Genomic DNA, 24,231 nt, shown 5'->3' with positions numbered 1-24,231 from the left:
ACGTCGTCGAGCGCTGCTTCAACCGGCTGAAACAGTTCCGCGCGATCGCCACTCGCTACGACAAAACCCGCGAGTCCTACCAGGCAGCCGTCACCATCGCATCCCTGTTCCTCTGGCTAAAGCCCCTTTGAAGACACTGCCTAAGGCCACAGCGGGGCGAGGGGTGGTGCGGGGAGCGGGGTGCCGTCCAGTGCCGTGAGGGCCAGGAGCACGATCGAGCCCGTCCACGCGAGGGGCGCGACCGCGGCGGGCCGGCCCGCCCTGTCCGCCTTCTCCGGCAGCTCGCCGAGCGGGTTCCGCTTCGACAGGACCCAGTCCAGGACCTGTCCGGCCTTCGCGGTCTTGCCCGTGGTGGCCCAGGCGAGCGCGAAGAACGCCGTACTCGGCGTCCAGGCGTTGCCGCCCCAGGGCGCCGAGGGGTCGTTGCCGGGGGTCAGGCCGCCGTTGGGGAGGAGCAGCGCCCGGTACGTGCCGTCCAGTGCCCGGGGCAGGTCGGCGGGGGCCGCGTTGAAGGGGGGTGCCAGGAACGCCACCGCGCTGTCGTGCCCGTGCCGGCCGTCGGCGGTGCGCCGGTAGCCCAGGGGGGCGAAGTGCGCGGAGACCGCGGCGGAGAGCCGCCGCGCGGCCCGGCCCCAGCGGGCCGCGTCGTCCGGCCGGCCGGTCTCGCGGGCGAGGTCCGAGGCGGCGTTGAGCCCGGCGAGCAGGGGCGCGGCCGTGCCGATGTTCGTGGTGGTCGTCATCAGCTCCCAGTAGTCGGGGGAGGCCGGGGGCAGTCCGTCCGTCCGCAGGGAGCCCGCCGCGTGGTCGGCGGCCTTGCGGATCATCGGGTAGAGCGTGGTCAGCCGGGCCTGGCGGGTGGCCCAGGGGGCCGTCCGGTACCACTGCCAGGTGGCCCAGGGGACCCAGCCGTTGGCGTCGAGCTGCCATCTCCTGCGGTCGGGCGGGCCGGATCCGTCGAGCTTCGTCCGCGCCTCCCAGGTGCCGTCCGCGCGCTGGGTGGCGGCGGTGTGGAGCAGGATGCGGTAGGCCTCGGCGTCGTGGCCGGTGTGGGCGAAGGCGGCGGAGACGAAGCTGGAGTCGCGCGGCCAGGAGTACTGCCAGCCCGGACTCCATCCCGCGGCCACGGCGCCGTTCGGCCGGAGCAGGGCGCGCAGGGACAGCAGGGCCCGTTCGGCCGCGGCCCGCTGCGCGGGCGTCGTGCCCGGGATCCGGCCGGAGCCCAGCCAGGCGCGGCTCTGCGCGATCTGCAGCCGTGCGGGCGGATGGCCGGGGGCGACCACCACGGACGTCGTCCCGGCGGCGGGCAGGTACATCCACCGACCGGACGCCAGCAGCAGGACGTTGCTCCCCCGGACGTACCGCGCGCCCGTGGCCACGGACCGCGGAACGCCTTCGACGGCGGTCGTGTTGGACAGGAGGCCGACGGAGGGGGCGACGGCCATCGCCTGGGGTGCGTAACTGCCCTCGGCCTCGCCCCGGCTCTGGTGGCCCACGGGGCGGACGAGCACCGGCCGTGCCGTGCCTCCGTCCCGCCCCACCGGCTGGCCGGCCGTACACGCGGGTACGGCGACGCTCGCCAGGGCCGCCGTGACGACCGCCCAGCGGCCGAGCGGGACACGGGGCATCGCGGGCACTCCCTCCGCCGGGCGCGTACGGGCGCGGACCCGGCTTCCCCATCCTGGGAGAGCCGGACGGAGACCGCCACGGAAGGCCCGCCGCCCGGGTGAGGCGGGCGGTCCGCAGGGGCGGGAGGGCGCGTACCCGGCCTGGCCCACCCGGGATGCCGGGGGCGGGGAGCCGTGCACATCATGGGTGTTCGCGGGCCCGTGCGGTCACCGCGGCCGACGGGGGCGCGCCCTCCGTCCCTCCCGGCCGGGCCCCGCTGCGAAGGGGTGGTGAATGAGCACTGCTGCGGACGGGGGCGAGGACGTCCGGCCCCCTCCTTCCGCGGTGGGCCGGGGAACCGTCCGCCGCCCCCTCGTGGGCGGGATCCTGCCCGCGGCCGGGGCGGTGCTCGTCGCGGCGGCGGGCGCCCTGGTCGCCGTCGGATGCTTCCTCGGGCTCTACGTACGGCCCACCTCGGACGACTGGTGCGCCGCGTGGAAGACCCGTGACCTGGGGGTCCTCGGCATCACCTCCGATTTCTACCTGACCCAGAACGGCCGGATCGCGAACGCCTTCCTCAGCGGTGTCGTCTACGGCGAGGGACCGGCCGGGACGAAGGTGCTGCCGACGGTCATCGCCGTGGCCTTCACCGTCGGACTGGTCCTGCTGGGCCGTCACTTCGTCCGTTTCCTGGGCGGCCGGCCCCGGGTGCTGGTCCTGACCGCCTGCGCCCTCGTCGTCCAGGCGCTGCTCTACTTCGCGGGGACCCGCAGCTACCAGGTACTGCTGTGGGCCCCCGCCACGATCTCCCACACCGTCCCGAGCGTCATCGGCGTGTGGGCGCTGCTGCTGGCCGTGCGGACGGTGAACGATCCGCGTGCCGTCGTCCGCCGGGCCGGCCTCGTCTCGGCGTTCCTGATCGCTTTCGCGCTGGGCACCCTGAGCGAGCCGTTCGCGCTCGTCAGCGGGCTGCTCGCCGCCTTGGTCGGGCTGCTGTGCCTGCCCCGCCCCGGTCTGGCGCGCGACCGGCGTCCGTTCACCTGGTGCCTGCTCTGGTGCTCCGGTCTCGTCTGCGGTCTGGCCGTGCTGTACAGCTCCCCCGGCGCCCGGTGGCGCCGGGCCCAGCAGCCGGACAAGGAGTCGCTGCTCTCCGCGGGCGAACTCAAGGGCACCTTCGAGGACTGGCTGCACATGTGGGACTCCGTCACCGGCCAGTGGGCCTACCTCGGAGCCGCCGCCGTCGGTGTCCTGCTGGGCCTGGCGTGCGGGCTCCGCCGGCCCTCGCCCGGACACCGGGAGCCGCCCCGGGCCGTCCCGCGCAAGGCGCTGACCGCCCTGCTGCTGCTCCCGGTGCCCGTGGTGGTGCTGGGCTCGTTCGCGGTGGCGGTGGGCCTGCGCAGCGGATACGGCCCGGGCGGGTGGACGTACGCGCGTACGTGGACGAGCTTCCTCGTGCCGATGTTGCTGGCGCTCTGCGGCTACGGGGCGCTGCTCGGGGCGCGGGGCGGGCGATGGCTCGCGGACCGGCGCCCCGCCGGCGCGGCCCTGGTGACCTGCGCCGTGGCGGCAGGCTGCCTGACGCTGGCGTCGGTGGCCGCGCTCGTCCCGAACGTCCAGCGGCTCACGACCGAGACGGTCACCCGTTCCGTGGCGTGGGACGCCCAGAACTCCCGCATCCGCGCCGAGGCCGCGCGGGGGGCCACGGACGTGGGCTACCGGCCCCTGTACATCGGATCGCTCGCCGAGCCGTTCTTCACGCGGACCTACGACCGGGACTGGGTCGCCGCCTGCATGTCGAAGTGGTACGGCGTCGACCGGATCCACCGCCGCTGAACCGTGCCCGCTTCGCCGATGAGTCCGGCGCCCCGGGCCGGTCACCATGGAGAGAGGAAGGAGATCCGCCATGCAGACGCACGGATCCGCCCAGCAGCCCACGGCCGAGCTCGACGCCCGCTACAGCTCGGCGCTCAACCCCCGCCCGGGTGCCGAGGAGGTCACCGCCACCGACTGGGCCGAGGCCCTGCGGCAGCTGGACGCCGCCGAGATCTTCTGGGTGTCCACGGTGCGGCCCGACGGCCGGCTGCACGTCACTCCCGTGATCGCCGCCTGGCACGACGGCGTCCTGTACTTCTCCACCGGCAAGACGGAGCAGAAGGCGCGCAACCTCGCCCACGACGGGCACTGCGCGCTGACCACGGGCGGGAACTCCCTCACCGAGGGCCTCGACCTCGTGGTCGAGGGCGAGGCGGAGGAGGTCGCCGACCGGGCGTTGCTGGAGGAGGTGATCGCGGCGTACGAGACGAAGTACGGGGCGCACATCACCTCGCCCGAGGGCACCTTCCACGGGATGGGGGACTCGTTCCGGCGGGGGGAGGCGGTGGTGTTCGGAGTGGCCCCGGCCACGGCGTACGGCTTCGGCCGGGACGACGGGGTCTACTCCCACACGCGGTGGACGTTCTGAGCGACGGCGCGGAGCGGTTCCGCCCGGGCGCCGGCTTCCGGCTGTTCGCCGGCTTCCGCCCGGGCACCGGCGGGGCGCCGGATCCACGATCATGAGGTCATGCGCGCCGCCCGTCTGATCCGCATGGCCCTCCTCGTCCAGTCGAGCCCCGGCCTGACCGCCGCCGCGCTCGCCCGCGAGCTGGAGGTCTCCGAGCGCACCGTGATCCGCGACGCCCAGGCCCTTCAGGAGGCGGGCGTCCCCATCCGGTCGGAGCTCGGCCGCACGGGCGGCTACCACCTGGCACCGGGCCACCGGACCCGGCTGACCACGCTCCACCCCAGCGAGGCGGAGACGCTCTACCTGTCCGGGCTGCCCGGCGCCCTGCGCGACCTCGGCCTCTCGGACGCGGCGGGCACGGCCCGGCTGAAGCTGGCGGCCACCATGCTGCCGTCCCTGCGCGCGGCGGCCGAGTCGTCCGCGCGCCGTTTCCACCTCGACGCCCCGGCCTGGTTCCGCGAGCCGTCGGCGCCGGAACTGCTGCCCGAGCTGGCCCGCGCCGTGTGGTCGGACCGCACCGTCGAGCTGACGTACGCGCGGCCGGCCCGGGACGACGGCGCGCCGCCCCGCACGGTGACCCGGCAGGTGGAACCGTACGGGCTCGTCCTGAAGGCGGGGGTCTGGTACGTCGTGGGCCGGGTCCCGGGCGAGGGGGCGGACGGGACCGGCGCCGGCGCCTGGCGCACCTACCGCGTCGACCGCGTCACGGCCATCGCCCCGGCTCCCGCCCCCGCCCCCGGGGCGGACGGCGCCTTCGTGCCCTTCGTCCGTGACCCGTCCTTCGACCTGGCCGCGCACTGGCAGGCCCACTCCGCCGGGTTCGCCCGGGCGCTGCTGCGCACGACCGTCACTCTGCGGCTCACCGGGCGGGGCCTGCGGTGCCTGCCCGCCGTGGCGGACCCGGCCGGCATCGGTGACGCGCTGGCCTCCGCGAGCGCGCCGGACGCGGCCGGGCGCGTCACGCTCGACCTGCCGGTGGAGTCCGAGGACGTCGCCTTCGGCCAGCTGACCGGGCTGGGCGCGGACGCGGAGGTCCTGGCCCCGGAGGGCCTGCGGGCCCGCCTCCGCGAGCACGCGCGGGCCCTGGCCGCCCTGTACGGCGCGGGGCCGGAGGATCAGCGGTAGTCGTCGGGTGAGGCGTCCTTCCCGCCGTACTCGACCTCCTCGAAGTACCCCCAGGCGTCCGGCCGGCTGCCGTCGACGTCCCGGACGTCGTAGGTCCGGGCGAGCTCCCCGCTGGAGGTGGACTTCCCGTTCCAGCGGGCGGCCCGGTCCGGGTCGGCGGCGAGCGCGGCGACCGCGCGGGCGAGGTAGTGCGGGGACTCGGCGATGCCGAAGCTCGGCTCCTGGGCGACGGCGTCGCGCCAGTTCTCCTCGGTCACACCGAAGTGGGCGAGCATCTGCTCCGAGCGCAGGAAGCCCGGCGTGACGGCGACCGCGGTGCCCCCGTACTCGGCGAGCTCCTCGCCCAGCCCGAAGGCGATCCGGATCGGGGCGTTCTTGGCGAGGTCGTAGTAGAGGTTCTCGCGGTAGCGGCGGTTGGAGACGGCCGTGCCGTCGGTGACCTCCACGTGCAGGGGCGCGTCCGAGCGGATCAGGAGCGGCAGGGCGAGGGCCGCGGTGATCACGTGTGAACGCACTCCGAGTTCGAGGATGCGCAGGCCGTCGGCGAGCGGCGTCTCCCAGCTCTTCTTTCCGAAGACCGAACCGGAGAGGAGGTGTTCGCCGCCCCACAGGTCGTTGACGAGGATGTCGAGCCGGCCCTGCTCGCGGTCGATCCGCTCGACGAGGGCGCGTACGCGGTCCTCGTCGAGGTGGTCGGTGGGGACGGCGATGCCCGTGCCGCCGGCCGCCGAGACCAGTTCCGCGGTCTCCTCGATGGTCTCCGTGGCCCGGCCGACCTCGCTGACGTGCTCGCGCGTGGTGCGGCCGGTGACGTAGACGGTGGCGCCGGCGCGGCCGAGTTCGACGGCGAGGGCGCGTCCGGCACCGCGGGTCGCGCCGGCGACGAGGGCGATCCGCCCGGCGAGCGGGCCCGGCCGGTGGGCGTGCCCGGCGTCCTGGGTGTCCGCGCTCGCGCTCGCGCTCGTGCTCGGGCTCGCGTCCGTGTTCGTGTTCGGGTCCGTGTTGGTTCGCATGTCACCACGGTGCACGTCAAAGGTGACAGTTCCCGTCACCCTTTACGGAATGTTCCGCGCCCCGCCGGCCCGGCGCAGCGGATGCCCGGCCGGGTGGTCGGCGCCGGCCGGGCACCCGGATCGGGGTGCGTCACGAAGCGTCGTAGGGATCCCGGCCGTCGTCTTCGGGATCGAGGGGAAGGTCGTCGTCGTCGCGTCGCCGTGCGTCGTCGTCGACGGCGCCGTCGGTGAGCGCGTCGTGCGTGCCGCCCATCGGGTGCTCCTTGATGCTCCAGCGGTCAGCGGTCGAGGTCTCCAAACTGACACGGAAAGTCACAGAGCGCACACTGGGGTGACACACGGAGTGACAGCCGGGTGCTCCGCACCCGATCCGTTTCCCCTAGGAGCGCAGCGTGCCGGAACGACCGCAGAACCAGTACCACACCGCCATCTCCGTCGTCCCTCCCGGCGACACGCGGGCCGTCACGCTGCCCCGCGAAGCCGCTCCGGTCCCGGCCGTCCGCCCGCTCGCCGCCGGTGACTACTGGTTCCACGTCGACACCGCCGCCGGGCCCCGGGGCGGCCGCCGCACCGGCTGAACACCGGCGGGAACTCTTCGCAGCCCTACGACGACCACGTGCCCGGAGCCCGCCGGGTGGGGGTTCCGCGTTCGCATCCTCGAACCAGGGAACGTCGATGGCCGAAGAGCAACCGTCCGCAGCCCAGGCGTCCACGAGCAGCCGGCGGTGGGCGCCGCCACCGGCCCTGACCGGGTTCGTCCTGCTGCTGGCGGCCGTGTTCGCCCTGTCCTACGGGGTCGGCGCGGCCGCCGGTCCGGTGGCTCCCGGCATGCGCCCGGATCGCACCGGCTCCCCCGGGGACTCCGTTCCGCACGGCGGGACGGACGGCGGGACGGACGGCGCCGACGGGGCGGGCCCGGGCGGGGGTGCGCGATGACGGCGGACACCGCGGACGCGGCGCGGACCGCCCTGACGACGACCGACCTGGCCGTCGGCGGCATGACCTGTGCGGCCTGCGTGAACCGGGTGGAGAAGCGGCTGGCCCGGCTCGACGGCGTGACGGCCACCGTCAACCTCGCCACCGGCCGGGCCCGGGTACGTCACCCGGCGCAGGTCACCGCCGAGGAGCTGGTGGCCGCCGTCGAGCGCGCCGGCTGTACGGCGCGGCCGCTGCCGCCGGCCGCGCCGGCCGACGGCGGCTCCGTACCGGAGCCGGCCGCGGCACCGCCGGCTCCGGCGCCGCCGCACGACGACGCACCCGACCCCCGGCGGCTGCTGATCACCACCGCGCTCTGCCTGCCGGTCCTCGTGCTGTCGATGGCGCCCGCCCTCCAGTTCCGTTCCTGGCAGTGGCTGTGCCTCGTACTCGCCGCCCCCGTGGTGGCCTGGAGCGCCTGGCCCTTCCACGTGCGGGCGGCACGCGGGCTGCGGCACTCGGCGGCGACCATGGACACGCTGGTCTCCCTCGGGGTCCTCGCGTCGTTCTGCTGGTCCCTGTACGCGCTGTTCCTGGGCGGTGCGGGCGAGCCGGACATGCGGATGCCGTTCACGCTCCTGCCCTCGGCGGGCTCCGACGTCGCGCACGTCTACCTCGAAGCCGCGGTCGGCGTCCCCCTGTTCGTCCTGACCGGACGCCACCTGGAGGCGAGGGCCCGGCGCGGCACCGGCGCCGCGCTGCGTTCCCTGGCCGGACTGGCGGCCAAGGACGTGACCGTGCGGGAGGACGGCCGGGAACGCAGGCTGCCGATCGAACGGCTGCTGCCGGGGCAGGAGTTCGTCGTCCGGCCCGGTGAACGGGTCGCCACCGACGGCGTGGTGGTCTCGGGCAGCTCGGCCCTCGACCTCTCCCTGGTCACCGGGGAGAGCGATCCCGTCGAGGTGGGCCCGGGCCGGTCGGTGGTCGGCGGCGCCGTCAACGCGGGAGGGCTGCTGCTCGTACGCGCCACCGCGGTCGGCGCCGACACCCGGCTCGCCCGGATCACGCACCTGGTCGCCGAGGCCCAGGCGGGGAAGGCGCGCGCCCAGCGACTGGCCGACAAGGTGGCGGGCGTCTTCGTACCCGTCGTCCTCACCCTGGCCGTCACGGTCCTCGGCTTCTGGCTGGGCGCGGGCGCGGATCCGCAGTCGGCGGTCACGGCGGCCGTGGCGATCCTCGTCGTCGCCTGCCCCTGCGCCCTGGGCCTGGCCACCCCCACCGCGCTCATGGCCGCCACCGGGCGGGGCGCCGGGCTCGGCATCCTGGTCAGGGGGCCGCGGGCGCTGGAGACCCTGCGGCACGTCGACGTGATCATCCTGGACAAGACCGGCACCCTGACCACCGGCCGCATGTCCGTCGTACGGGTGACCCCGGCCGACGGCGGTACCGGCCGGGACGCGGCCGTGCGGCTGGCCGGGGCGGTGGAGCAGGGCTCCGAGCACCCCCTGGGCCGGGCCGTCGTCGCGTACGCGCGGCAGGCGGCGCCCGGTGCGCGGCTGCCCGGGGTCACCGGCTTCCGGGCCACCCCCGGCGCGGGCGTCACCGGTGTCGTCGAAGGCCGGCGGGTCGAGGTCGGCGCCCCGGGAGACGGTCTGTCCGGCGCGCTGGCGGCGGGTCTGGCCGAGGCGGAGGCCCGCGCGCTGACACCGGTCCTGGTCCGGGTGGACGGCGTCGACGCGGCCCTCCTCGCACTGGGGGACGCCCTGCGGCCCGGCAGTCACCGGGCCGTGGACGGGCTGCGGCAGCTGGGTGTGGAGCCGGTCCTGGCCACCGGCGACCGCGGGGCGACCGCCCGGGCCGTCGCCTCGGAGCTCGGCATCACGCGGGTGCGGGCGGGCTGCACGCCCGAGGACAAGGCGGCGCTGGTACGGGAGTTGAAGGACGGGGGCCGCCGGGTCGCCGTCATCGGGGACGGGGTCAACGACGCCGCGGCCCTGGCCGAGGCCGACCTCGGTATCGCGATGGGCAGCGGTACGGACGTGGCGATCGGGGCCGCCGACGTGACGCTGGTGCGGGGCGACATCGAGGCGGTCGCCGACGCGGTCCGCCTCGCCCGCCGCACGCTGGCGACGATCCGCCTCAACCTCGTCTGGGCGTTCGGCTACAACGCGGTCACCCTCCCGATGGCCGCCGTGGGGTGGCTGAACCCGATGGTCGCCGCCGCGGCGATGTCCGCCAGTTCGGTCCTCGTCGTCGCCAACAGCCTGCGCCTGCGCACCTGGCAGCCGGCCCCGAAACGCCTCGCCGCCCCCGTACGAAAGGACTTCGGACGATGACCGGTTCCCCCGCGCCCACCACGACAGGGGCAACGGCGGCGGCGCCGACCGCCACGACGGCGGACGGGTGGCGCGCCGGCCGCGGGCGCCTGCGCGACGGGGTGACGGCCGCGCTCGTCCCCGCGCTGGCCTGTCTGGCGGCTCTGGTCGGCCTGACGGCCTGGACCACGACGGGGGCCGCGGGCAGTCCGCCCCGGATCGAGCCCGGTGTCGCGCACCTCCTCCTCCCCGCCGCCGCCGACGGGGGGCGCACCACCGCGTTCTTCCGGATCACGAACACCGGCGGCGCCGACGACCAGTTGGTCTCCGTCACCTCCCCGGTCGCCGAGGACCTCGTGCTGAACCGGCACGTGCGGGCCGGCGGGGGTGCCGGTACGACGCGCACGGTGCCGTCGGTGACCGTCCCGGCGGGCCGCACCGTGACCATGACGCCGAACTCCGTGGACGTGCTGATGACGGTGAAGGGCCGCCTGCGGGAGGGGGACACCGTCCCGTTCGTCCTGCGCTTCCGCCGCAGCGGGCCGGTGGACGCCGTGGCGTTCGTGGTGCGGCCCGGCAGCTGAAACCCGCCGGACTGGGCAGGGGGGCAGGTGACGTGGCGGCCCCGAGAAAGGACGGAAACCGTGACACGACCGAGGATCCTCGTGGTGGGCGCAGGCTTCGCCGGAGTGGAGTGCGTACGCCGTCTGGAGCGCAGGCTGTCCCCCGGCGAGGCCGACATCTCCGTGGTGACACCGAACTCCTACCAGCTGTACCTGCCCCTGCTCCCCCAGGTGGCCTCCGGTGTCCTGACGCCGCAGTCCATCGCCGTCTCCCTGCGCCGCAGCAGCCGGCACCGGACCCGGATCGTGCCCGGGGCGGCGATCGGCGTCGACACCAAGGCCAAGGTCTGCATCGTCCGCAAGATCACCGGTGAGGTGACCGACCACGCGTACGACCACCTCGTGCTGGCGCCCGGCAGCGTCACGCGCACCTTCGACGTCCCCGGGCTGCTGGAGCACGCCCGGGGCATGAAGACCCTGGCCGAGGCCGCGTACCTGCGCGACCACGTCATCGCGCAGCTCGACCTGGCGGACGCGAGCCAGGACGAGGCGGAGCGGGCCGCGCGGCTGTGCTTCGTGGTGGTCGGCGGCGGGTACGCGGGCACCGAGACGGCGGCGTGCCTCCAGCGCCTGACCGACCACGCGGTGAAGCGCTACCCGAGGCTGGACCGCCGCCAGATCAGCTGGCACCTCCTGGACATGGCGCCCAAGCTGATGCCCGAACTCGGGGACTCGCTGGGGCGCACGGCCCTGGACATCATGCGCCGCCGCGGCATCCAGGTGTCGCTGGGGGTGAGCGTCGCCAAGGCGGGGCCCGAGGAGGTGACGCTGACCGACGGGCGCGTCCTGCCCAGCCGGACCCTCATCTGGACCGCCGGCGTGGCCGCGAGTCCGCTGATCGGCACGATGGACGCGGAGACCGAACGGGGGCGCCTGGTGGTGACCCCGGAGATGACGGTGCCGGACGCGCCCGGCGTCTTCGCCCTCGGGGACGCGGCGGCGGTACCGGACCTCGCCCAGGGCGGGAGCGGTGCGATCTGCCCGCCCACGGCGCAGCACGCCCTGCGGCAGGGCCGCACGCTGGCCGACAACGTGATCGCCTCGCTGCGGCACCGGCCGCTGCGCCCGTACGTGCACAAGGACCTCGGTCTGGTGGTCGACCTCGGGGGCACCGACGCCGTGTCCAAGCCGCTGGGCATCCCGCTGCGCGGCCTCCCCGCCCAGGCGGTGGCCCGCGGGTACCACTGGTCGGCGCTGCGCACGAACGTGGCCAAGACGCGGGTCATGACGAACTGGCTGCTCAACGCCGTCGCCGGGGACGACTTCGTACGCACCGGCTTCCAGTCCGCGAAGCCGCCCACGCTGCGGGAGTTCGAGCAGACCGACAGCTACCTGACACCGGCTCAGGTGCGGGAGCACACGCGGGGCCTGCGCACCGCCGGCTGAACCGCCGCTCAGGCGGTCCGGGCCGCCAGGCCGTCCGGGGACGGCAGCCGCAGCGGGCCGGCGACGGCCGTGCGGAAGTCGGTCAGTCCGACGGCCAGGGCGGCCCGGGACGCGGCCGGCATGGCGGCCATCGCTTCGGTCAGGGCCTCTTCCCGGCGCGCCCGCAGCTGTCCGAGGTACTTGCGGCCCGCCGGCGTCAGCTCCAGCCGCAGTTCGCGGCGGTCGTCGGGCCGCGTGCGCCGCTCCAGGAACCCGGCGGCCTGGAGGCGGTCGCACAGCCGGGTCACCGACGGCGGAGCCGCCCCCAGCAGCTCTCCGAGCATCCGCAGGTTCATCTCCTCGTTCCGCTCGATGAGGAAGAGGACCCTGGCCTGGGCGGAGGAGACGGGCGGGGCGGAGACCGTCTCGCGGCCCCGCTCCCAGACGATCTCCAGCAGTTCGATGAGATCGCTCATCCCGGCGACCGCCGTCGTGGCGCGGGGGGAGTGGATCGGCCCCTGGCTCATGTGACACTCCCTACCGGACGGACGAGGTGCCCGTCCCCCGGCGGACCCGGCGGCTTCGTGGCACCCCCATCTAAACAGTTCCGAGAGAGGCAGGACCCAAGCCGGTGGCACGACCCGAGGCAGTGGAGCACATTCTGCGGCATGCCGCGCCGCACGAACTCTTCGACGAGGTACGGCAGGTCCTGTACCGCCGGTACGGCGCGCACGCCGCCGAACTGCTGATGGCCGACTACGCCCTGGACAGCCTCCGGCCGGTCACGGGGGCCGCGGACGGCGCCGAGCCGGTGCCGGTGCGCACCAGTGCCGCGGGCCGGGCCTTCGGCTCGCAGGAGGCCCACGTGGTCGCCCGGGAATCCGAGGTGACCGTCCACCTGCCGGTGAGCGTGCGCGGGGACCGGCTGGCGGTGCTGAGCGTGGACTTCCCGGCGGACGCGTACGCGCCCGGGCTCCTCGGGGAGCTGCGGGAGGTGGCCGACGCCCTGGCGCACGCGATCCTCGTCGCCGACCGGGACACCGACCTGTTCCTCCGGGCGCGGCGGGCCACCCGGCTCACGCTCGCCGCGGAGATGCAGTGGGAGCTCCTGCCGGGCCGTTCCTGTACCCGGCCCGAGTACGCGCTCGGCGGGCATCTGGAGCCCGCCTACGCCATCTACGGGGACAGCTTCGACTGGTCGGCCTCCGCCGAGCACCTCACGCTGACCGTCAACAACGGGATGGGCGAGGGGATCGACGCGGCCCTGCTGACCAGCCTCGCCGTCAGTGCCCTGCGCAACGCCCGCCGGGGCGGTCTCTCCCTCGTCGACCAGGCCTCGCTGGCGGACCAGGCCGTCTACGGCCAGTACCAGGGGCGCCTGCACCTGGCGATGCTGCTGCTCCGCTTCTGCCTGCGCACCGGCGAGGTGGAGGTCATCGACGCGGGATCGCCCCGGATCTGGCGGCTCCGGCAGGGTGCGGTGGAGGCCGTGGAGCTGGAGGCCCAGCTCCCGCTCGGCATGTTCGAGGACACCGTCTACGCCTGCCAGCGCTTCCGGGTACTGCCCGGCGACCGGCTGTTCTTCCTGAGCGACGGGGTCTACGACGTCCTCTCCCCCGGCGGGGAGCCGTACAGCCGGCGCGCGCTGGCCCGGGCCATCACGAACACCCGGCTGCTGCCGCCCGCGCAGGTGCCCCAGGCGGTCCTGGAGGAGCTCGCCGGACACCGGGGCGGGGTCCGGGCCTCGGACGACGCCATGGTGGTCTGCCTGGACTGGCACGGCCGGGCCGGGGCAGAAGGGCCCGGGGACGGCGCGCAGGATAATTGACCGGTTCAAATATTGCCTAACGGCAAATGATCATTCTAAGCTCACCTCCGACGCAACCGGGCGTCCCCCGGGCGTCCGCGCTCCGTGGTGAGAGGGGACACGCGACGCCATGGGGAGCACGCTCGGCCTGGGGCCGCCTCACCCCGCCGGCCGCACACCACGGCAGGCCTCGGCCGTCGAACACGACCCGTCCCACGCCCTGTGGAGCGGCCTTCCGCCGTACGTCCTGCTCATCGAGGACGACGAGGGCGACGCGCTCCTCGTCGAAGCGCTGGTGGAGGACAGCGGTGTCGACGTCCGTCTCGGCCGCGCCCGCTCCCTCGCGGACGCCCTGTCGCGGCTCGACGCCGAACCGCCCCAGTGCGTCCTGCTCGACCTGCACCTCCCCGACGCGCAGGGGCTCGACGGGCTGACCAAGGTGCTGGCCGCGTGCGCCGAAGCCGCCGTGGTCGTCCTCACCGGGCTCTCGGAGGAGCAGGCGGGGCTCGCCGCCGTGGCGGCGGGGGCCCAGGACTACCTGGTCAAGGGGCGGCTGGAGGCGGACGTCTTCATGCGGGCCATCCGCTACGCGATCCAGCGCAAGCGGACCGAGCTCGCCGCCGTCGCCCTGGAGGCGGGCAAGCTGCGCGCCGAGGAGAACGCCCGCCTGGAGCGGGGCCTGCTGCCGACGCCGCTCCTGCTGGACGAGACGGTCACGGTGTGCGCCCGGTACCGGCCGGGCCGCGCCCAGGCGCTCCTCGGCGGAGACTTCTACGACGTCGTGCAGACCCGGGACGGGGCCACGCACGCCGTCGTGGGCGACGTGTCGGGGCACGGGCCGGGCGAGGCGGCCCTCGGGGTGTGCCTGCGCGTGGCGTGGCGGGCCTTCGTCATGGCCGGCGCACGCGGCGAGACCCTGCTGGGGCTCCTGGAGGAGATCCTCCTCGCGGAGCGCTCCGGACCCGAGACCTTCGCCACCCTCATCGCCGTCACCCGGCCCCCGGGCAGCGACGCGATATCCGTACAGCGCGCCGGGCACCCCGGCTTCCTCGTCCGGTCCGCGGCGGGGGTGGACCTGGTGGAGGTCCCCGGGGGACCCGCGCTCGGCATCATGCCCGGCTGGGGCGCGGACTGGCCCGTCACCGAGGTGGCCCTGGAGCCGGACGGCGCCGTCATGCTCTTCACCGACGGGCTGATCGAGGGCCGGGTCGGTCCAGGCTCCGAACGCCTCGACGAGACGGGCCTCCTCGACATCGCCCGCCGGCACGCCGGTCTGTCCGCCGATCCGTTCGTCGACACCCTGATCCACGCGGCGCAGGACCTGGCCTCGGACTGGGGCGGGCTGGCCGACGACGTCGCCGTACTCCACCTCGAATGGAAATCCTCCTCGTGAGCACCACGGACCGGACAGCGCCCCCTCCCGCCGCCCCGCGCACCGGGTCCGGCCGTCGGGGACCGAGCCTGCGGGCCTGGCTCACGGCGGTCCTCGCCGTGCTGGCCCTCATGGTCCTCGGCACCGGCGCGGTGGGCGCCGCCCTGCTGTCGAACACCACCGAGGCGGGAGACCGGCTCGTCGACGGGATCCTCCCGGCCCAGCGGGACGCGCTGCGGCTGGAGGCGGCCCTGCTGGACCAGGAGACGGGAGTGCGCGGCTACCTGCTGGCCGGGGATCCGGCGCTCCTGGAGCCGTACGAGCGCGGCCTGGTCAGCGAGGTCGGCGCGGTGCGGCAGCTGTCGCGGGTCCTCGCCGACGACCAGGGCGTGCAGAGCGACCTGCTGGCCGTCGAGGACGCCGCGCGCGTCTGGCGGGACGAGTTCGCGACCCCGGCCGTCGCGTCGGTGCGCGGCGGCGGCGCCCCGCCCTCGGTCCAGGCGGGCAAGGAGAAGTTCGACGAGGTGCGCCGGCGGATCGAGGCGCAGCAGTCGCGGCTGGAGCGCGTCCAGACCGATGCCCGCAGCACGTTCGGGCAGGCGCGTTCGGAACGCGACCACGTCCTCCTGGCGATCGTCGTGGCCTTCCTGCTGGCGGGCGCCTGCCTCGGGATCCTGCTCCACGTGGGCGTCCTGCGGCCGCTCGGCTCGGTACGGACGGCGTCCCAGCGGGTCGCGGACGGGGCCTTCGACGAGGAGATACCCGAGCGCGGGCCGTCCGACCTGCGCTCGCTCGCCCGGGCGGTGGAGGCCATGCGCCGGCGGACCGTCGCGGAGCTGACGGCTTCGCGGCGCAACGCCGACGAGCTGAAGCGCACGGCCGCGGCACTCGACGCGCAGGCGGGTGAGCTGCGCCGCTCGAACGCCGAGTTGGAGCAGTTCGCGTACGTGGCCTCGCACGACCTCCAGGAGCCGCTGCGCAAGGTCGCCTCGTTCTGCCAGCTGCTGGAGAAGCGGTACGGGGACCAGCTCGACGAGCGCGGCACCCAGTACATCGCGTTCGCCGTCGACGGTGCCAAGCGGATGCAGGTGCTGATCAACGACCTGCTGACCTTCTCCCGGGTGGGCCGCGTCCAGGACGCGCGCGAGCCGGTCGCCCTGGACGGCCCGCTGGACCGGGCCCTGCACAACCTGGCCGCCGCGGTGGAGGAGAGCGAGGCCGAGGTCACGCGCCCGGAGCGGCTCCCCGAGGTGCTGGGCGATCCGACACTGCTGACGATGCTCTGGCAGAACCTGGTCGCGAACGCCGTGAAGTTCCGCTCGCCCGGACGCACTCCGCGCGTCGAGGTCGAGCAGCTGGGCGGGGACGCGGCCGAGCCCGGCTTCCACACCTTCGCCGTCACGGACAACGGCATCGGCATTCCCGCCGAGTTCGCCGAGAAGGTGTTCGTCATCTTCCAGCGGCTGCACGGCCGCGAGGCGTACGGGGGCACCGGGATCGGCCTCTCGCTCTGCAAGAAGATCGTCGAGAATGCCGGGGGCCGCATCCGGATCGACACCGACCACGCCCCGGGCACCCGGATCGTGTTCACCCTGCCCGCAGCCGACGGAGGAACCAGCCGATGACCATGCCCACCCGGCCCGCCCCCGCGGAGATCCTGCTCGTCGAGGACGACGCGGGTGACGAGCTCATGACCCGCGAGGCGTTCGAGGACAACAAGATCGGCAACGTGCTGCACGTCGTGCGGGACGGTCTGGAAGCGCTGGACTTCCTCTACCGTCGGGGGGAACACACCGCCGCGCCGCGTCCCGACCTGATCCTCCTGGACCTGAACCTGCCCAAGTACGACGGCCGGCAGGTGCTCGAACAGATCAAGACGGATCCGGATCTGAGCCACATCCCCGTGGTCGTCCTCACCACCTCGGCGGCCGAGGAGGACATCCTGCGGAGCTACAAGCTGCACGCCAACGCGTACGTGACGAAGCCGGTGGACCTCGACCAGTTCATCCGGGCGATCCAGCAGATCGACGACTTCTTCGTCACCGTGGTGAAACTGCCCCGGGCATTCTGACAACACTGGAGAGGAAGTGGGGAACATGGACACGCACAGCGGCGACGCCCGCAACTACGTCGAGACGCGGTCCGCCGGGAGCGTGCGGATCGTCGTGATGGCGGGCGAGTTCGACATGGACACCGTGGGGGAACTGCGCACGGCGATGGATCCGGAGGTCACCGGCATCGACCGGTTCGTCCTGGACGTCTCCGGCGTGACCTTCGTGGACTCGACCGCGCTCAGCATCATGCTGCAACCCGCCCTGAACCGGCCGGTGGTACTGGCGGGCGAGGTGCCGGACCGGCTGGCACGGCTGCTGGAGGTCACGGGCGCGGGCCGGGCGTTCGCCACCGCTCCCGGTGTGACCGAGGCCACGGTCATGGCGCTCCCGCCGCGGCGGCGCTGAGCCGTGTCCCGACCGACGAGGACGACGAAGACGTTTGCCTCTGCGATTGCCGCGGCCGGAGCGGGGCAGACGGACACGGTCCGCCCGTGACGAGTCCGACGAGGAGGTGAACGGTGCCGCCCGAACATGGCCGGCCGGTGCACCCGGTCCCGCAGAACGCGATGCAGGCGCGGGACCGTGTGCGGTCGCTCATCGAGACCTCCGGGATCGTGCCTGACGGCTCCACCGCCGCCGACCACGTCCTGACCGACGCGCTGCTCGTGACCTCGGAGCTGGTGACGAACGCGATCCGGCACGGGGGCGGGCTCGTCGGTTTCAGTGCCTCCGTTTCCGCCGACGGGCTCCGCCTGGCGATCACCGACGCCAGCAGCGACCGCCCCGTCACGCTCCCCCGGCCCGCCGGCGCGGTCCGCGCGGGCGGGTTCGGCTGGCCGTTGGTCCGCCGGCTCACGCGCAGCGTGACGATCCGGCCGACGCCCCAGGGGGGCAAACGCATCGAGGTGGTCATGCCGCTCGACGCGGCGGCGACGCCCGACGGCCCCCCGGACCGGCCCTGACTCCTCCCCGGCCCGTTCCTCCGTCCCCCGTTCAAGGAGTTTGAGGCGCGGCTTCGCGGCCAGACGAGGAAAAGCGCCCTGCTGGTGCGCGGGAACGGAAGAGGGGGGACCGTCGTATGACGACACCGGAGGAGAACGCGAGGGGATCCGTGCGGGGGCCCGCGTCCGTGGGCCGTGACATGGTGCTCGCGGTGGGGCTGGTGGCCATCTGCGCCGGCGGCCTGGCCGTCTTCGTCAAGACCGCCGCGGAGGCCGGGACCGGGCTGCCGGTGACGCCGGTCGCCACGGTGGCCCTGCTCGCGGTCGGGATCTACCTGGCGAAATGGGGCGTGGCGCCCGTCCGGCGCCGCTCCCGCCCCCGGCTTCCGGCCGGCCCGGACGGGTACGGGACACCGCCCGCGGACCTTCCCGACGTCGGGGCCGAGGCCCTGGACCACGCCGCGGTCGACGCCGACGGCTTCGAGCACACGGTGGCCGCGCTGTGCGTACGGGACGGCTGCTCCTCGGTGGAGGTCGTCGGCGGCGCGGGCGACCTGGGCGCCGACGTGGTCGCGACGACCGCCGACGGGCTGCGCGTCGTCCTCCAGTGCAAGCACTACGCCGAGGACAACCGGGTCGGTTCGCAGGACCTCCAGCGGTTCGGCGGGACCTGCTTCGCCGTCCACGAGGCGGACGTCGCGGTCGTCGTCACCACCAGTTCCTTCACCGCGCCCGCCGCGGAGTACGCCGCCGCGTGCGGGATACTCTGCGTCGACGGCGACGCCCTGGCCGCCTGGACCGATCTCGCGGCCCCGCCCCCGTGGGCGACCACGACGTAGACCGCCGACACCGGCCGCGGTTGCGTACCCGTACGGACCCGTGGCCCGAGGATGGATCCATGGCCGACACCTTCGTTTCGCGCACCGTCGACGTGACCACCGGGGCCGGGGAAACCGTCCTCGACCTGACCGAGGTCTGCGCGTCCTTCCTCCGCGAGGCCGCCCGGGGCCGGGACGGACTCCTGAACGTCTTCACCCCCCACGCGACGGCGGGCCTCGCCGTCATCGAGACCGGCGCGGGGAGCGACGAGGACCTCCTGGAGGCCTTGCGCACCCTGCTGCCGGCCGACGACCGCTGGCGGCACCGGCACGGTTCCCCCGGACACGGACGGGACCACGTCCTGCCCGCGATCGTGCCGCCCCACGCGACCCTCCCCGTGATCGGCGGAGAGCTCCAGCTGGGGACGTGGCAGTCCGTCACCCTCGTCGACACCAACGGGGACAATCCGCGGCGCCAGGTGCGGCTGACCTTCCTCGGGCATTCCGCGGGCACCTGACCCTCCCGGCACGTGGGACATCAAAGCGACGCGCGCGGGTAGCCGCACCCCATGGACACCACCGGAACCACCCCGCTGCGCGCCGTCGCCCTCGTCTGCACCCTGTCCCCCTCCCCCGCTCCGTCGAGCTCCCAGCTGCTGGCCGAGCAGGCCATGGCCGCGCTCTCCGAGCACGGGGTGACGGGGAAGACCATCCGCATCGCCGACCACGACGTGAAGCCCGGTGTGGAGACCGACATGGGTGACGGTGACGCCTGGCCGGAGATCCGGGACACGATCCTGGGCGCCGACATCCTCCTCCTGTCGACACCGATCTGGCTGGGGCACGCCTCCAGCATCGCCCAGCGGGTCCTGGAACGCCTGAACGCGGAGATCTCCGAGACCGACGGCGAAGGCCGCATGCTGACCTACGGCAAGGTCGCGGCGGTGTGCGTGGTCGGCAACGAGGACGGCGCCCACAAGGTCAGCGCCGACCTGTTCCAGGGCCTCAACGACGTCGGCTTCTCCCTCGCGCCGAACGCCGTCACCTACTGGGTCGGGGAGGCCATGCAGGGCACCGACTACCAGGACCTCGACAAGACCCCCGAAGCCACCGCCGGCACCACGGCGACCCTCGCCGCCAACACGGCGCACCTCGCCCGCCGCCTCAAGGCCGCCCCGTACCCGGCTCCCTGAGCGGACGGCCCTCAGGGAGCCGGTGGCTGCCAGGCGGCCTCCGCGGCCAGGGCGGTGGGGTAGGTGGTGAACACCCGGTCCAGGCCGACGATGCGGAAGATCCGGTGGACCCGGTCGGGCACGGCGGCCAGGGCGATGCCCGCGCCCGCCCCGGCGGCGTGGTTCCGGGCGGCGATCATGACGGTGATGCCGGTGGAGTCGCAGAACGTCACGCCGGACAGGTCCATGACCAGCTGCTGCCCGGCCTCGAGTGCGAGGCCGGGCAGCACGGCCCGTACCCGGGGGGCGCTGTGGTGGTCGAGGTCCCCGGCGAGTTCGATGACCGGCCCCGCGGGGGTGGTGCGCGTGTGGATGATCAGCTGGTTCACGGCTGCTCTTCACTGGTGGGTCGGGGTACGTGGACGGCCAGGACGGCCGTGTCGTCGTCCACACCGGCGCCGAAGACGTCGAGCAGGCCCCGGATCGCCCCGACCGCTTCGTCCGCGGTGGCCGGGGCCAGGGCGGCGGCGAAGCCGAGGAGGGCCTCGTCGCCGTAGCGGTCGCCCGCCAGGGCGGTGTGGGCCTCGGTCAGGCCGTCGGTGTAGAGGAGGAGGGTGTCGCCGGGTGCCAGGTGGACGGTGGTGGTGGCGATCTGCGGGTCCGGCAGGACCCCGATGAGCTGTCCTCCGGGCGTGGGCAGGTAGGCGGCGCTGCCGTCGGCGCGCAGCAGCAGGGCCGGCGGGTGGCCGCCGCCCGCCAGGGTGATCCGGAAGCCGCCCCGGTCTCCGTCGGGGGTGAGGAGTCCGAAGATGACGGTGCAGAAGCGCGGGTCGTGGTGGTGGTACTCGTGGGTGAGGACCGTGTTGAGGTTGCCGAGCACCGCCGCCGGGTCGGGGTCGTAGACGGCCGCCGCGCGCAGGGTGTAGCGCGTCAGGGAGGTCACGGCGGCGGCTCCCGCGCCCTTCCCGCAGACGTCGCCGAGGAACATGCCCCAGCGGTCGGACGCGAGCGGGAAGAGGTCGTAGAAGTCGCCTCCGACCTCGTCCGCGGAGGCCACGTGGTAGTGGGCGGCGACGTCCAGTCCGGGCACGTTCGCGAGGGCCGGGGGCAGCAGGGTCTGTTGCAGGATGACGTTCAGGCGCCCCAGCCGCTCGCGCTCCCGGTCTGCTTCCTGGCGGGCGCGCAGCAGTTCGGTCTCGTAGGCGCGGCGCTCGCGGGCGTCGAAGACGGTGGTGCGGATCAGCATCGGCCGTCCGTCGCTGCCGGTCTTGACGGCCGAGGTGACCAGGACCGGCATGCGGCTGCCGTCGGCGGCCTTGAGTTCGAGGGCGATCCCGCTGATCTCCCCCTGCATGGCCAGCAGGGGTGCGAAGTGGGTCTCGTGGTAGATGCGGCCGCCCACCGTGAGCAGGTCGGAGAAGCTGCGGCGGCCCACCAGTTCGTCGCGGTCGTAGCCGAGCCATTCGAGCAGCCGCCCGTTGACCTTGACGATCCGTCCGTCGAGCAGGGTGGAGAGGTAGCCGCAGGGGGCCTGCTCGTACAGCTCCTCGGCGCTGTCCTCCAGGAGGGCGGTGAACGGTTCCGGCGGCGGGACCTCGCTGCGCTCGGGCGGGTTGCGCTCGGGCTCCGGGGCGTCGGCCCCGTGCACCGGTAGGCCCGGCACGTCAGGCGAGCGAGCGCACGAACGCGCTGATCACGGCCGTGGTCTCGTCGGGAGCGCTGAGCTGGGGGCAGTGTCCCGTCGCGGCCAGCGTGACCAGACGGCTGCCGGGGATCCGGTCGTGGACGAACGCGCCCACCTCCGGCGGGGCGATGGCGTCGTGGGAGCACTGCGCGACGAGCGTGGGAACGGTCACCTTCTCCAAGTCGGCGCGGTTGTCGGAGAGGAAGGTCACCCGGGCGAAGACCCGGGCGATCTCGGGGTCGGTGCGGCAGAAGCTGTTCGCCAGCTCCTCCCCCAGCTCGGGGCGCTCCGGGTTGCCCATGATGACCGGGGCCATCGCCCCCGACCAGCCGAGGTAGTTCGCGTCCAGCGACTCCAGCAGCTCCTCGATGTCCGGGGCGCTGAACCCGCCGCGGTAGCCGGTGGCCGGATCGTCGATGAAGCACGGCGAGGGAGCGAGCAGCACCAGCCCCGCGAAGAGTTCCGGCTCCCGCGCCGCGGCGAGTACGCCCATGGTGGCGCTCACCGAATGGCCCACGAACACCACCGGGCCGGGCCCCACCTCCCGGCAGACGTCCAGTACGTCCTCGACGTACCCGTCCATCGTCGAGTACCGCTCCCGGCTCCACGCCGACAGGTCGGAGCGGCCGGCCCCCACGTGATCGAAGAGCACGACCGTGTGGTCGCGCTCCAGGGCCGGCACCACCGAGTGCCACATGTGCTGGTCACAACCAAAACCGTGGGCCAGCACCACGACCGGGCCCCCGGCCCGGCCGCTCACGCTCACCTGATTCCTGCTCCGGACACCCATGCGACTCATCCTCCCAGACCGGAGGCGTGACGTCGTACCGGCGCCCCGCCCGGCGCACGCCCTCCGCCGCGGGGCGGACCGGAGTGCCCGGGGTGGACCGGGTCGGACCGGGTTGGGGTCAGGATCCGTCGGCGAGGACCGCGCGGATCAGCTCCCGCTGTTCCCGGGTCAGGGCCGTCTCGTCGACGTCGAGCACCTGGTCGTCGACCGTGATGCGGTAGTGGAACGCGTCCGCCACCGGCGGGGCCAGCACGCGGCGCGCGAGCCCCTCCCATTCCGCGGCGTCCTGGCGGGCGGAGGTGTCGACCTCCCGCGTCTTCTCCACACCGGTGAAGCCCCCCGAGCGGGTCACGGTGATCAGCATGGGCGTTCTCTCCTTCGGACATCGGACATCGGACATCGGGACATCGGCACATCGGACGTTCGCGTACGGGCGGGCCCTGCGGGCACGCGCGGCGACCGTCCTGCGGCCGCAGCCGCGCGCCCGCCGGCCCCGTCTGCCCGGGATCCGGCGGCCCTCCCCCACCGGGCGGCGGGATCCGTGGAGAAGGGCTTGATTGCGTCAGCTCCTGGCCGACGGGCAGCGGTGGAGCGTTCCGGCCCCCGGCCGGGGGCCGTGTCAGTGGAGGCGTTTAGCGTGGCCGCATGATCTGGACCGCCGCTCAGGACGCCCTCCCGCCCGTGCCGCCCGTGCGTCGGCTCGCCGCCGCGCCCGCGGGGCTCGCCGAGACCGTCGGGCTGACGGCAGCTCATTTCGACGCCCGCCCGCACACCGTGGACGGTTTCGAGCGTGCTCTCGACGGGCTCGTACGGCAGGCGAACCGGAACCGGCACGCGCTCACGGAGGCCCTGTCCACGGCGTTGGGGCACCGCTACACGGAGGAGGAGACGGAGGCGCACCGACTCGCCCCGCTGGACGTGGTGGTGGCCACCCTGCTGTGGCGGGTGCCGGGGTACAGCCTCAAGCCCGAGTACGTTCGCCGGCACCGCGGGCACGAGGAGTGCGCGCAGGGTGGACTGGAGCTGGTCACGGCGGCGCGGGTGCGCGAGATCGGGTACGCGCTGCTGTCCGGCCACCCCCTGCCGTTCCTGCTGGCGACGCCGACCTGGGAGACGGGCGCGCTGGAGGCGGCCGAGTTGGTCGAACGGCTCGTGGAGTACGGGCGGCTGGGCGTCCGGCCCGGGCCGGCCGACTTCGGGCAGGCGCTGCTGCGCGTACGCCGTCGAGGTCCGGCGGCGTCGGCGGCCGCCGGGGCGGCGGCCCGGCTCGGGACCCGCGAGGGCGATCGGCTGGCCGCCTGGATCGGCGGGGAGGGTGAGCCGGGCCCGGCACTCCGCCGGGTCGTCGCGCCCGATCCGCAGGCGCACCGGGCGTGGTCGCGGACCGGCGCCGCCGCGCCGCAGGTCGTGTACGCCACGGCTGAACGGCCGGTTCTGCGGCGGGAGTTCCCGGAGGCCTTCCACTGGCTGGGCCGCCCGCACGAGGGGTTCACCCGCTGCTACCACTGGCACGACGGGCACGCCGTACGGGCGGCGGTGCTGCCGGAGGACCGGGACGGCCAGGCCGCGTGGCTGCTGCCGGACGTGACGCTGGCCGCGACGGCCGGTGACCACGGCGGCGCCTGGATGCTGCCGCACCTCGCCCGGCTGGGCGGGCCCGCCGGCCCGGGCCTGCACGCCGCCGTGGCGGCGGGGCTGGGCGGGCGGTACCCGGAGAGCCGGCGCCCGGCGGTGGATGCCCTGCTGGTCCTGGCCGCACGCGGTGACCTCGACGCCCCGTTGCTCGGCCGCGAGCTGGCCGCGATGACGGCCCTGGGTACGGTCAAGCCCAACCGGCTGGCGGACGCGGCCCGTTCGGCCGCGGCGGCCGGCGCGTACGCCACCGTGTGGGCCGTCCTCGCCGAGGTGCTGCCGGCCCTGCTGCCCTCGGTGCGGGGCGCGGGCGAGGTCCTGGCCGTCTCCGCCGAGTGCGTGGAGCGGTCCGGGGCCACGGGCCCGGTCCCGGCCGCGGTGGCGGCGGTCGCGGCCCGACCCGGGTCGTCCCGGCCGGCCGCCGAGGCCCGGCGCCTGAGCGCCGCACTGGCCGGGTCCCCGGCGGGGTGGTGACGCGGGCGGTTCCCGTACGCCGGCCG

The 24,231-nt window shown here is 74.6% G+C and carries 26 protein-coding genes and 1 pseudogene; 19 read left to right on the top strand and 8 right to left on the bottom strand.

All coding sequences use genetic code 11. From position 1 onward, the window contains the following. Positions 1-131 (top strand): annotated as a pseudogene (locus ABZZ17_RS22960) (IS5/IS1182 family transposase); the annotation flags it as partial. Between the two features lie 9 nt (positions 132-140). On the opposite strand, the gene ABZZ17_RS22955 reads toward ABZZ17_RS22960, so the two are convergent. After that, on the bottom strand, positions 141-1,625 hold the full coding sequence (locus ABZZ17_RS22955; RefSeq protein WP_356878169.1) for a hypothetical protein: 1,485 nt from the start codon (positions 1,623-1,625) through the stop codon (positions 141-143). Between the two features lie 274 nt (positions 1,626-1,899). Here ABZZ17_RS22955 and ABZZ17_RS22950 point away from each other — a divergent pair, with 274 nt between their 5' ends. From ABZZ17_RS22950 to ABZZ17_RS22940, 3 genes are all read left to right on the top strand, one after another. Continuing rightward, the gene (locus ABZZ17_RS22950; RefSeq protein ID WP_356878168.1) at positions 1,900-3,438 is read left to right on the top strand and encodes a DUF6056 family protein; all 1,539 of its coding nucleotides are present in this window, start codon (positions 1,900-1,902) and stop codon (positions 3,436-3,438) included. A gap of 70 nt (positions 3,439-3,508) precedes the next feature. Then, positions 3,509-4,066 carry a pyridoxamine 5'-phosphate oxidase family protein gene (locus tag ABZZ17_RS22945; RefSeq protein ID WP_356878167.1) on the top strand — a complete coding sequence of 186 codons (558 nt, stop codon included), beginning with the start codon at positions 3,509-3,511 and terminating at the stop codon, positions 4,064-4,066. A gap of 99 nt (positions 4,067-4,165) precedes the next feature. Next, entirely contained in the window at positions 4,166-5,230 is a 1,065-nt protein-coding gene (locus ABZZ17_RS22940) for a WYL domain-containing protein (RefSeq protein ID WP_356878166.1), read from the top strand. On the opposite strand, the gene ABZZ17_RS22935 is transcribed toward ABZZ17_RS22940, so the two are convergent. Then, a complete protein-coding gene (locus tag ABZZ17_RS22935) occupies positions 5,221-6,243 on the bottom strand; it encodes an SDR family oxidoreductase (protein ID WP_356878165.1) in 1,023 nt (340 codons plus the stop codon). The genes ABZZ17_RS22940 and ABZZ17_RS22935 overlap by 10 nt on opposite strands. A gap of 130 nt (positions 6,244-6,373) precedes the next feature. Beyond that, positions 6,374-6,496, bottom strand: coding sequence for a hypothetical protein (locus ABZZ17_RS22930; RefSeq protein ID WP_356878164.1), 123 nt, complete (start codon positions 6,494-6,496; stop codon positions 6,374-6,376). Positions 6,497-6,635: 139 nt separating this feature from the next. On the opposite strand from ABZZ17_RS22930, the gene ABZZ17_RS22925 reads away from it, so the two are divergent. The 5 genes from ABZZ17_RS22925 to ABZZ17_RS22905 all read left to right on the top strand — a co-directional run bounded on the left by ABZZ17_RS22925 (position 6,636) and on the right by ABZZ17_RS22905 (position 11,482). After that, positions 6,636-6,821, top strand: a complete 186-nt coding sequence (locus ABZZ17_RS22925; protein WP_356878163.1) for a hypothetical protein — start codon at positions 6,636-6,638, stop codon at positions 6,819-6,821. 97 nt (positions 6,822-6,918) lie between these two features. Next, complete coding sequence (locus tag ABZZ17_RS22920) at positions 6,919-7,179, top strand: hypothetical protein (RefSeq protein WP_356878162.1); 261 nt, start codon at positions 6,919-6,921, stop codon at positions 7,177-7,179. Continuing rightward, entirely contained in the window at positions 7,176-9,494 is a 2,319-nt protein-coding gene (locus ABZZ17_RS22915; RefSeq protein ID WP_356878161.1) for a heavy metal translocating P-type ATPase, read from the top strand. Before ABZZ17_RS22920 ends, ABZZ17_RS22915 begins: the two co-directional genes overlap by 4 nt. Beyond that, positions 9,491-10,057 (top strand): copper chaperone PCu(A)C, encoded by a 567-nt coding sequence (locus ABZZ17_RS22910; protein ID WP_356878160.1) that lies wholly within the window; start codon positions 9,491-9,493, stop codon positions 10,055-10,057. The genes ABZZ17_RS22915 and ABZZ17_RS22910 overlap by 4 nt, the downstream gene beginning before the upstream one ends. 60 nt (positions 10,058-10,117) lie before the next feature. After that, positions 10,118-11,482, top strand: a complete 1,365-nt coding sequence (locus ABZZ17_RS22905) for an NAD(P)/FAD-dependent oxidoreductase (protein ID WP_356878159.1) — start codon at positions 10,118-10,120, stop codon at positions 11,480-11,482. 8 nt (positions 11,483-11,490) lie between these two features. Here the strand turns inward: ABZZ17_RS22905 and ABZZ17_RS22900 are convergent, their stop codons facing one another. Beyond that, complete coding sequence (locus tag ABZZ17_RS22900) at positions 11,491-11,988, bottom strand: MarR family transcriptional regulator (protein ID WP_356878158.1); 498 nt, start codon at positions 11,986-11,988, stop codon at positions 11,491-11,493. 104 nt (positions 11,989-12,092) lie between these two features. Here ABZZ17_RS22900 and ABZZ17_RS22895 point away from each other — a divergent pair, with 104 nt between their 5' ends. The 9 genes from ABZZ17_RS22895 (at position 12,093) to ABZZ17_RS22855 (ending at position 19,646) form a co-directional block, all read left to right on the top strand. Continuing rightward, positions 12,093-13,289, top strand: a complete 1,197-nt coding sequence (locus ABZZ17_RS22895; protein WP_356878157.1) for a PP2C family protein-serine/threonine phosphatase — start codon at positions 12,093-12,095, stop codon at positions 13,287-13,289. Between the two features lie 109 nt (positions 13,290-13,398). Beyond that, positions 13,399-14,661 carry a SpoIIE family protein phosphatase gene (locus tag ABZZ17_RS22890; protein WP_356878156.1) on the top strand — a complete coding sequence of 421 codons (1,263 nt, stop codon included), beginning with the start codon at positions 13,399-13,401 and terminating at the stop codon, positions 14,659-14,661. Beyond that, a complete protein-coding gene (locus ABZZ17_RS22885) occupies positions 14,658-16,265 on the top strand; it encodes an ATP-binding protein (protein WP_356878155.1) in 1,608 nt (535 codons plus the stop codon). The genes ABZZ17_RS22890 and ABZZ17_RS22885 overlap by 4 nt, the downstream gene beginning before the upstream one ends. A gap of 2 nt (positions 16,266-16,267) precedes the next feature. Then, entirely contained in the window at positions 16,268-16,711 is a 444-nt protein-coding gene (locus ABZZ17_RS22880) for a response regulator (RefSeq protein ID WP_356878172.1), read from the top strand. A 25-nt stretch (positions 16,712-16,736) separates the two neighbouring features. Continuing rightward, complete coding sequence (locus tag ABZZ17_RS22875) at positions 16,737-17,099, top strand: STAS domain-containing protein (protein ID WP_356878154.1); 363 nt, start codon at positions 16,737-16,739, stop codon at positions 17,097-17,099. 113 nt (positions 17,100-17,212) lie between these two features. Next, entirely contained in the window at positions 17,213-17,656 is a 444-nt protein-coding gene (locus ABZZ17_RS22870) for an ATP-binding protein (protein ID WP_356878153.1), read from the top strand. A 116-nt stretch (positions 17,657-17,772) separates the two neighbouring features. Beyond that, entirely contained in the window at positions 17,773-18,474 is a 702-nt protein-coding gene (locus ABZZ17_RS22865) for a restriction endonuclease (protein ID WP_356878152.1), read from the top strand. Between the two features lie 59 nt (positions 18,475-18,533). After that, positions 18,534-18,971, top strand: a complete 438-nt coding sequence (locus ABZZ17_RS22860) for a YjbQ family protein (RefSeq protein WP_356878151.1) — start codon at positions 18,534-18,536, stop codon at positions 18,969-18,971. A gap of 51 nt (positions 18,972-19,022) precedes the next feature. After that, complete coding sequence (locus ABZZ17_RS22855) at positions 19,023-19,646, top strand: NAD(P)H-dependent oxidoreductase (protein WP_356878150.1); 624 nt, start codon at positions 19,023-19,025, stop codon at positions 19,644-19,646. 11 nt (positions 19,647-19,657) lie between these two features. On the opposite strand, the gene ABZZ17_RS22850 is transcribed toward ABZZ17_RS22855, so the two are convergent. The 4 genes from ABZZ17_RS22850 to ABZZ17_RS22835 form a co-directional block, all read right to left on the bottom strand. Further along, positions 19,658-20,014, bottom strand: coding sequence for an STAS domain-containing protein (locus tag ABZZ17_RS22850; RefSeq protein WP_356878149.1), 357 nt, complete (start codon positions 20,012-20,014; stop codon positions 19,658-19,660). Beyond that, positions 20,011-21,288 carry a SpoIIE family protein phosphatase gene (locus tag ABZZ17_RS22845; protein WP_356878148.1) on the bottom strand — a complete coding sequence of 426 codons (1,278 nt, stop codon included), beginning with the start codon at positions 21,286-21,288 and terminating at the stop codon, positions 20,011-20,013. The genes ABZZ17_RS22850 and ABZZ17_RS22845 overlap by 4 nt, the downstream gene beginning before the upstream one ends. Position 21,289: 1 nt before the next feature. Next, entirely contained in the window at positions 21,290-22,099 is an 810-nt protein-coding gene (locus ABZZ17_RS22840; protein WP_356878147.1) for an alpha/beta hydrolase, read from the bottom strand. 118 nt (positions 22,100-22,217) lie between these two features. Further along, positions 22,218-22,463 carry a protealysin inhibitor emfourin gene (locus ABZZ17_RS22835; RefSeq protein ID WP_356878146.1) on the bottom strand — a complete coding sequence of 82 codons (246 nt, stop codon included), beginning with the start codon at positions 22,461-22,463 and terminating at the stop codon, positions 22,218-22,220. Positions 22,464-22,744: 281 nt separating this feature from the next. Here ABZZ17_RS22835 and ABZZ17_RS22830 point away from each other — a divergent pair, with 281 nt between their 5' ends. Next, complete coding sequence (locus tag ABZZ17_RS22830) at positions 22,745-24,205, top strand: DUF6493 family protein (protein WP_356878145.1); 1,461 nt, start codon at positions 22,745-22,747, stop codon at positions 24,203-24,205. Positions 24,206-24,231: the final 26 nt, after the last annotated feature.

This window comes from Streptomyces sp. NPDC006512 (genome assembly GCF_040611935.1).
In the GTDB taxonomy this organism is placed as follows: Bacteria; Actinomycetota; Actinomycetes; order Streptomycetales; family Streptomycetaceae; genus Streptomyces.
The sequence above is the reverse complement of the archived record's forward strand: the minus strand, read 5'-3'. Positions and strand labels throughout refer to the sequence as shown.

Excerpts from the sequence above, each read along its gene's own strand:
- ABZZ17_RS22940 (WP_356878166.1), top strand. The coding sequence starts at position 4,166 with ATGCGCGCCGCCCGTCTGATCCGCATGGCCCTCCTCGTCCAGTCGAGC.
- ABZZ17_RS22930 (WP_356878164.1), bottom strand. The coding sequence starts at position 6,496 with ATGGGCGGCACGCACGACGCGCTCACCGACGGCGCCGTCGACGACGAC.
- ABZZ17_RS22910 (WP_356878160.1), top strand. The coding sequence starts at position 9,491 with ATGACCGGTTCCCCCGCGCCCACCACGACAGGGGCAACGGCGGCGGCG.
- ABZZ17_RS22915 (WP_356878161.1), top strand. The coding sequence starts at position 7,176 with ATGACGGCGGACACCGCGGACGCGGCGCGGACCGCCCTGACGACGACC.
- ABZZ17_RS22875 (WP_356878154.1), top strand. The coding sequence starts at position 16,737 with ATGGACACGCACAGCGGCGACGCCCGCAACTACGTCGAGACGCGGTCC.
- ABZZ17_RS22830 (WP_356878145.1), top strand. The coding sequence starts at position 22,745 with ATGATCTGGACCGCCGCTCAGGACGCCCTCCCGCCCGTGCCGCCCGTG.
- ABZZ17_RS22840 (WP_356878147.1), bottom strand. The coding sequence starts at position 22,099 with ATGGGTGTCCGGAGCAGGAATCAGGTGAGCGTGAGCGGCCGGGCCGGG.
- ABZZ17_RS22890 (WP_356878156.1), top strand. The coding sequence starts at position 13,399 with ATGGGGAGCACGCTCGGCCTGGGGCCGCCTCACCCCGCCGGCCGCACA.
- ABZZ17_RS22935 (WP_356878165.1), bottom strand. The coding sequence starts at position 6,243 with ATGCGAACCAACACGGACCCGAACACGAACACGGACGCGAGCCCGAGC.
- ABZZ17_RS22920 (WP_356878162.1), top strand. The coding sequence starts at position 6,919 with ATGGCCGAAGAGCAACCGTCCGCAGCCCAGGCGTCCACGAGCAGCCGG.
- ABZZ17_RS22865 (WP_356878152.1), top strand. The coding sequence starts at position 17,773 with ATGACGACACCGGAGGAGAACGCGAGGGGATCCGTGCGGGGGCCCGCG.
- ABZZ17_RS22955 (WP_356878169.1), bottom strand. The coding sequence starts at position 1,625 with ATGCCCCGTGTCCCGCTCGGCCGCTGGGCGGTCGTCACGGCGGCCCTG.
- ABZZ17_RS22880 (WP_356878172.1), top strand. The coding sequence starts at position 16,268 with ATGCCCACCCGGCCCGCCCCCGCGGAGATCCTGCTCGTCGAGGACGAC.
- ABZZ17_RS22950 (WP_356878168.1), top strand. The coding sequence starts at position 1,900 with ATGAGCACTGCTGCGGACGGGGGCGAGGACGTCCGGCCCCCTCCTTCC.
- ABZZ17_RS22860 (WP_356878151.1), top strand. The coding sequence starts at position 18,534 with ATGGCCGACACCTTCGTTTCGCGCACCGTCGACGTGACCACCGGGGCC.
- ABZZ17_RS22855 (WP_356878150.1), top strand. The coding sequence starts at position 19,023 with ATGGACACCACCGGAACCACCCCGCTGCGCGCCGTCGCCCTCGTCTGC.
- ABZZ17_RS22835 (WP_356878146.1), bottom strand. The coding sequence starts at position 22,463 with ATGCTGATCACCGTGACCCGCTCGGGGGGCTTCACCGGTGTGGAGAAG.
- ABZZ17_RS22945 (WP_356878167.1), top strand. The coding sequence starts at position 3,509 with ATGCAGACGCACGGATCCGCCCAGCAGCCCACGGCCGAGCTCGACGCC.
- ABZZ17_RS22900 (WP_356878158.1), bottom strand. The coding sequence starts at position 11,988 with ATGAGCCAGGGGCCGATCCACTCCCCCCGCGCCACGACGGCGGTCGCC.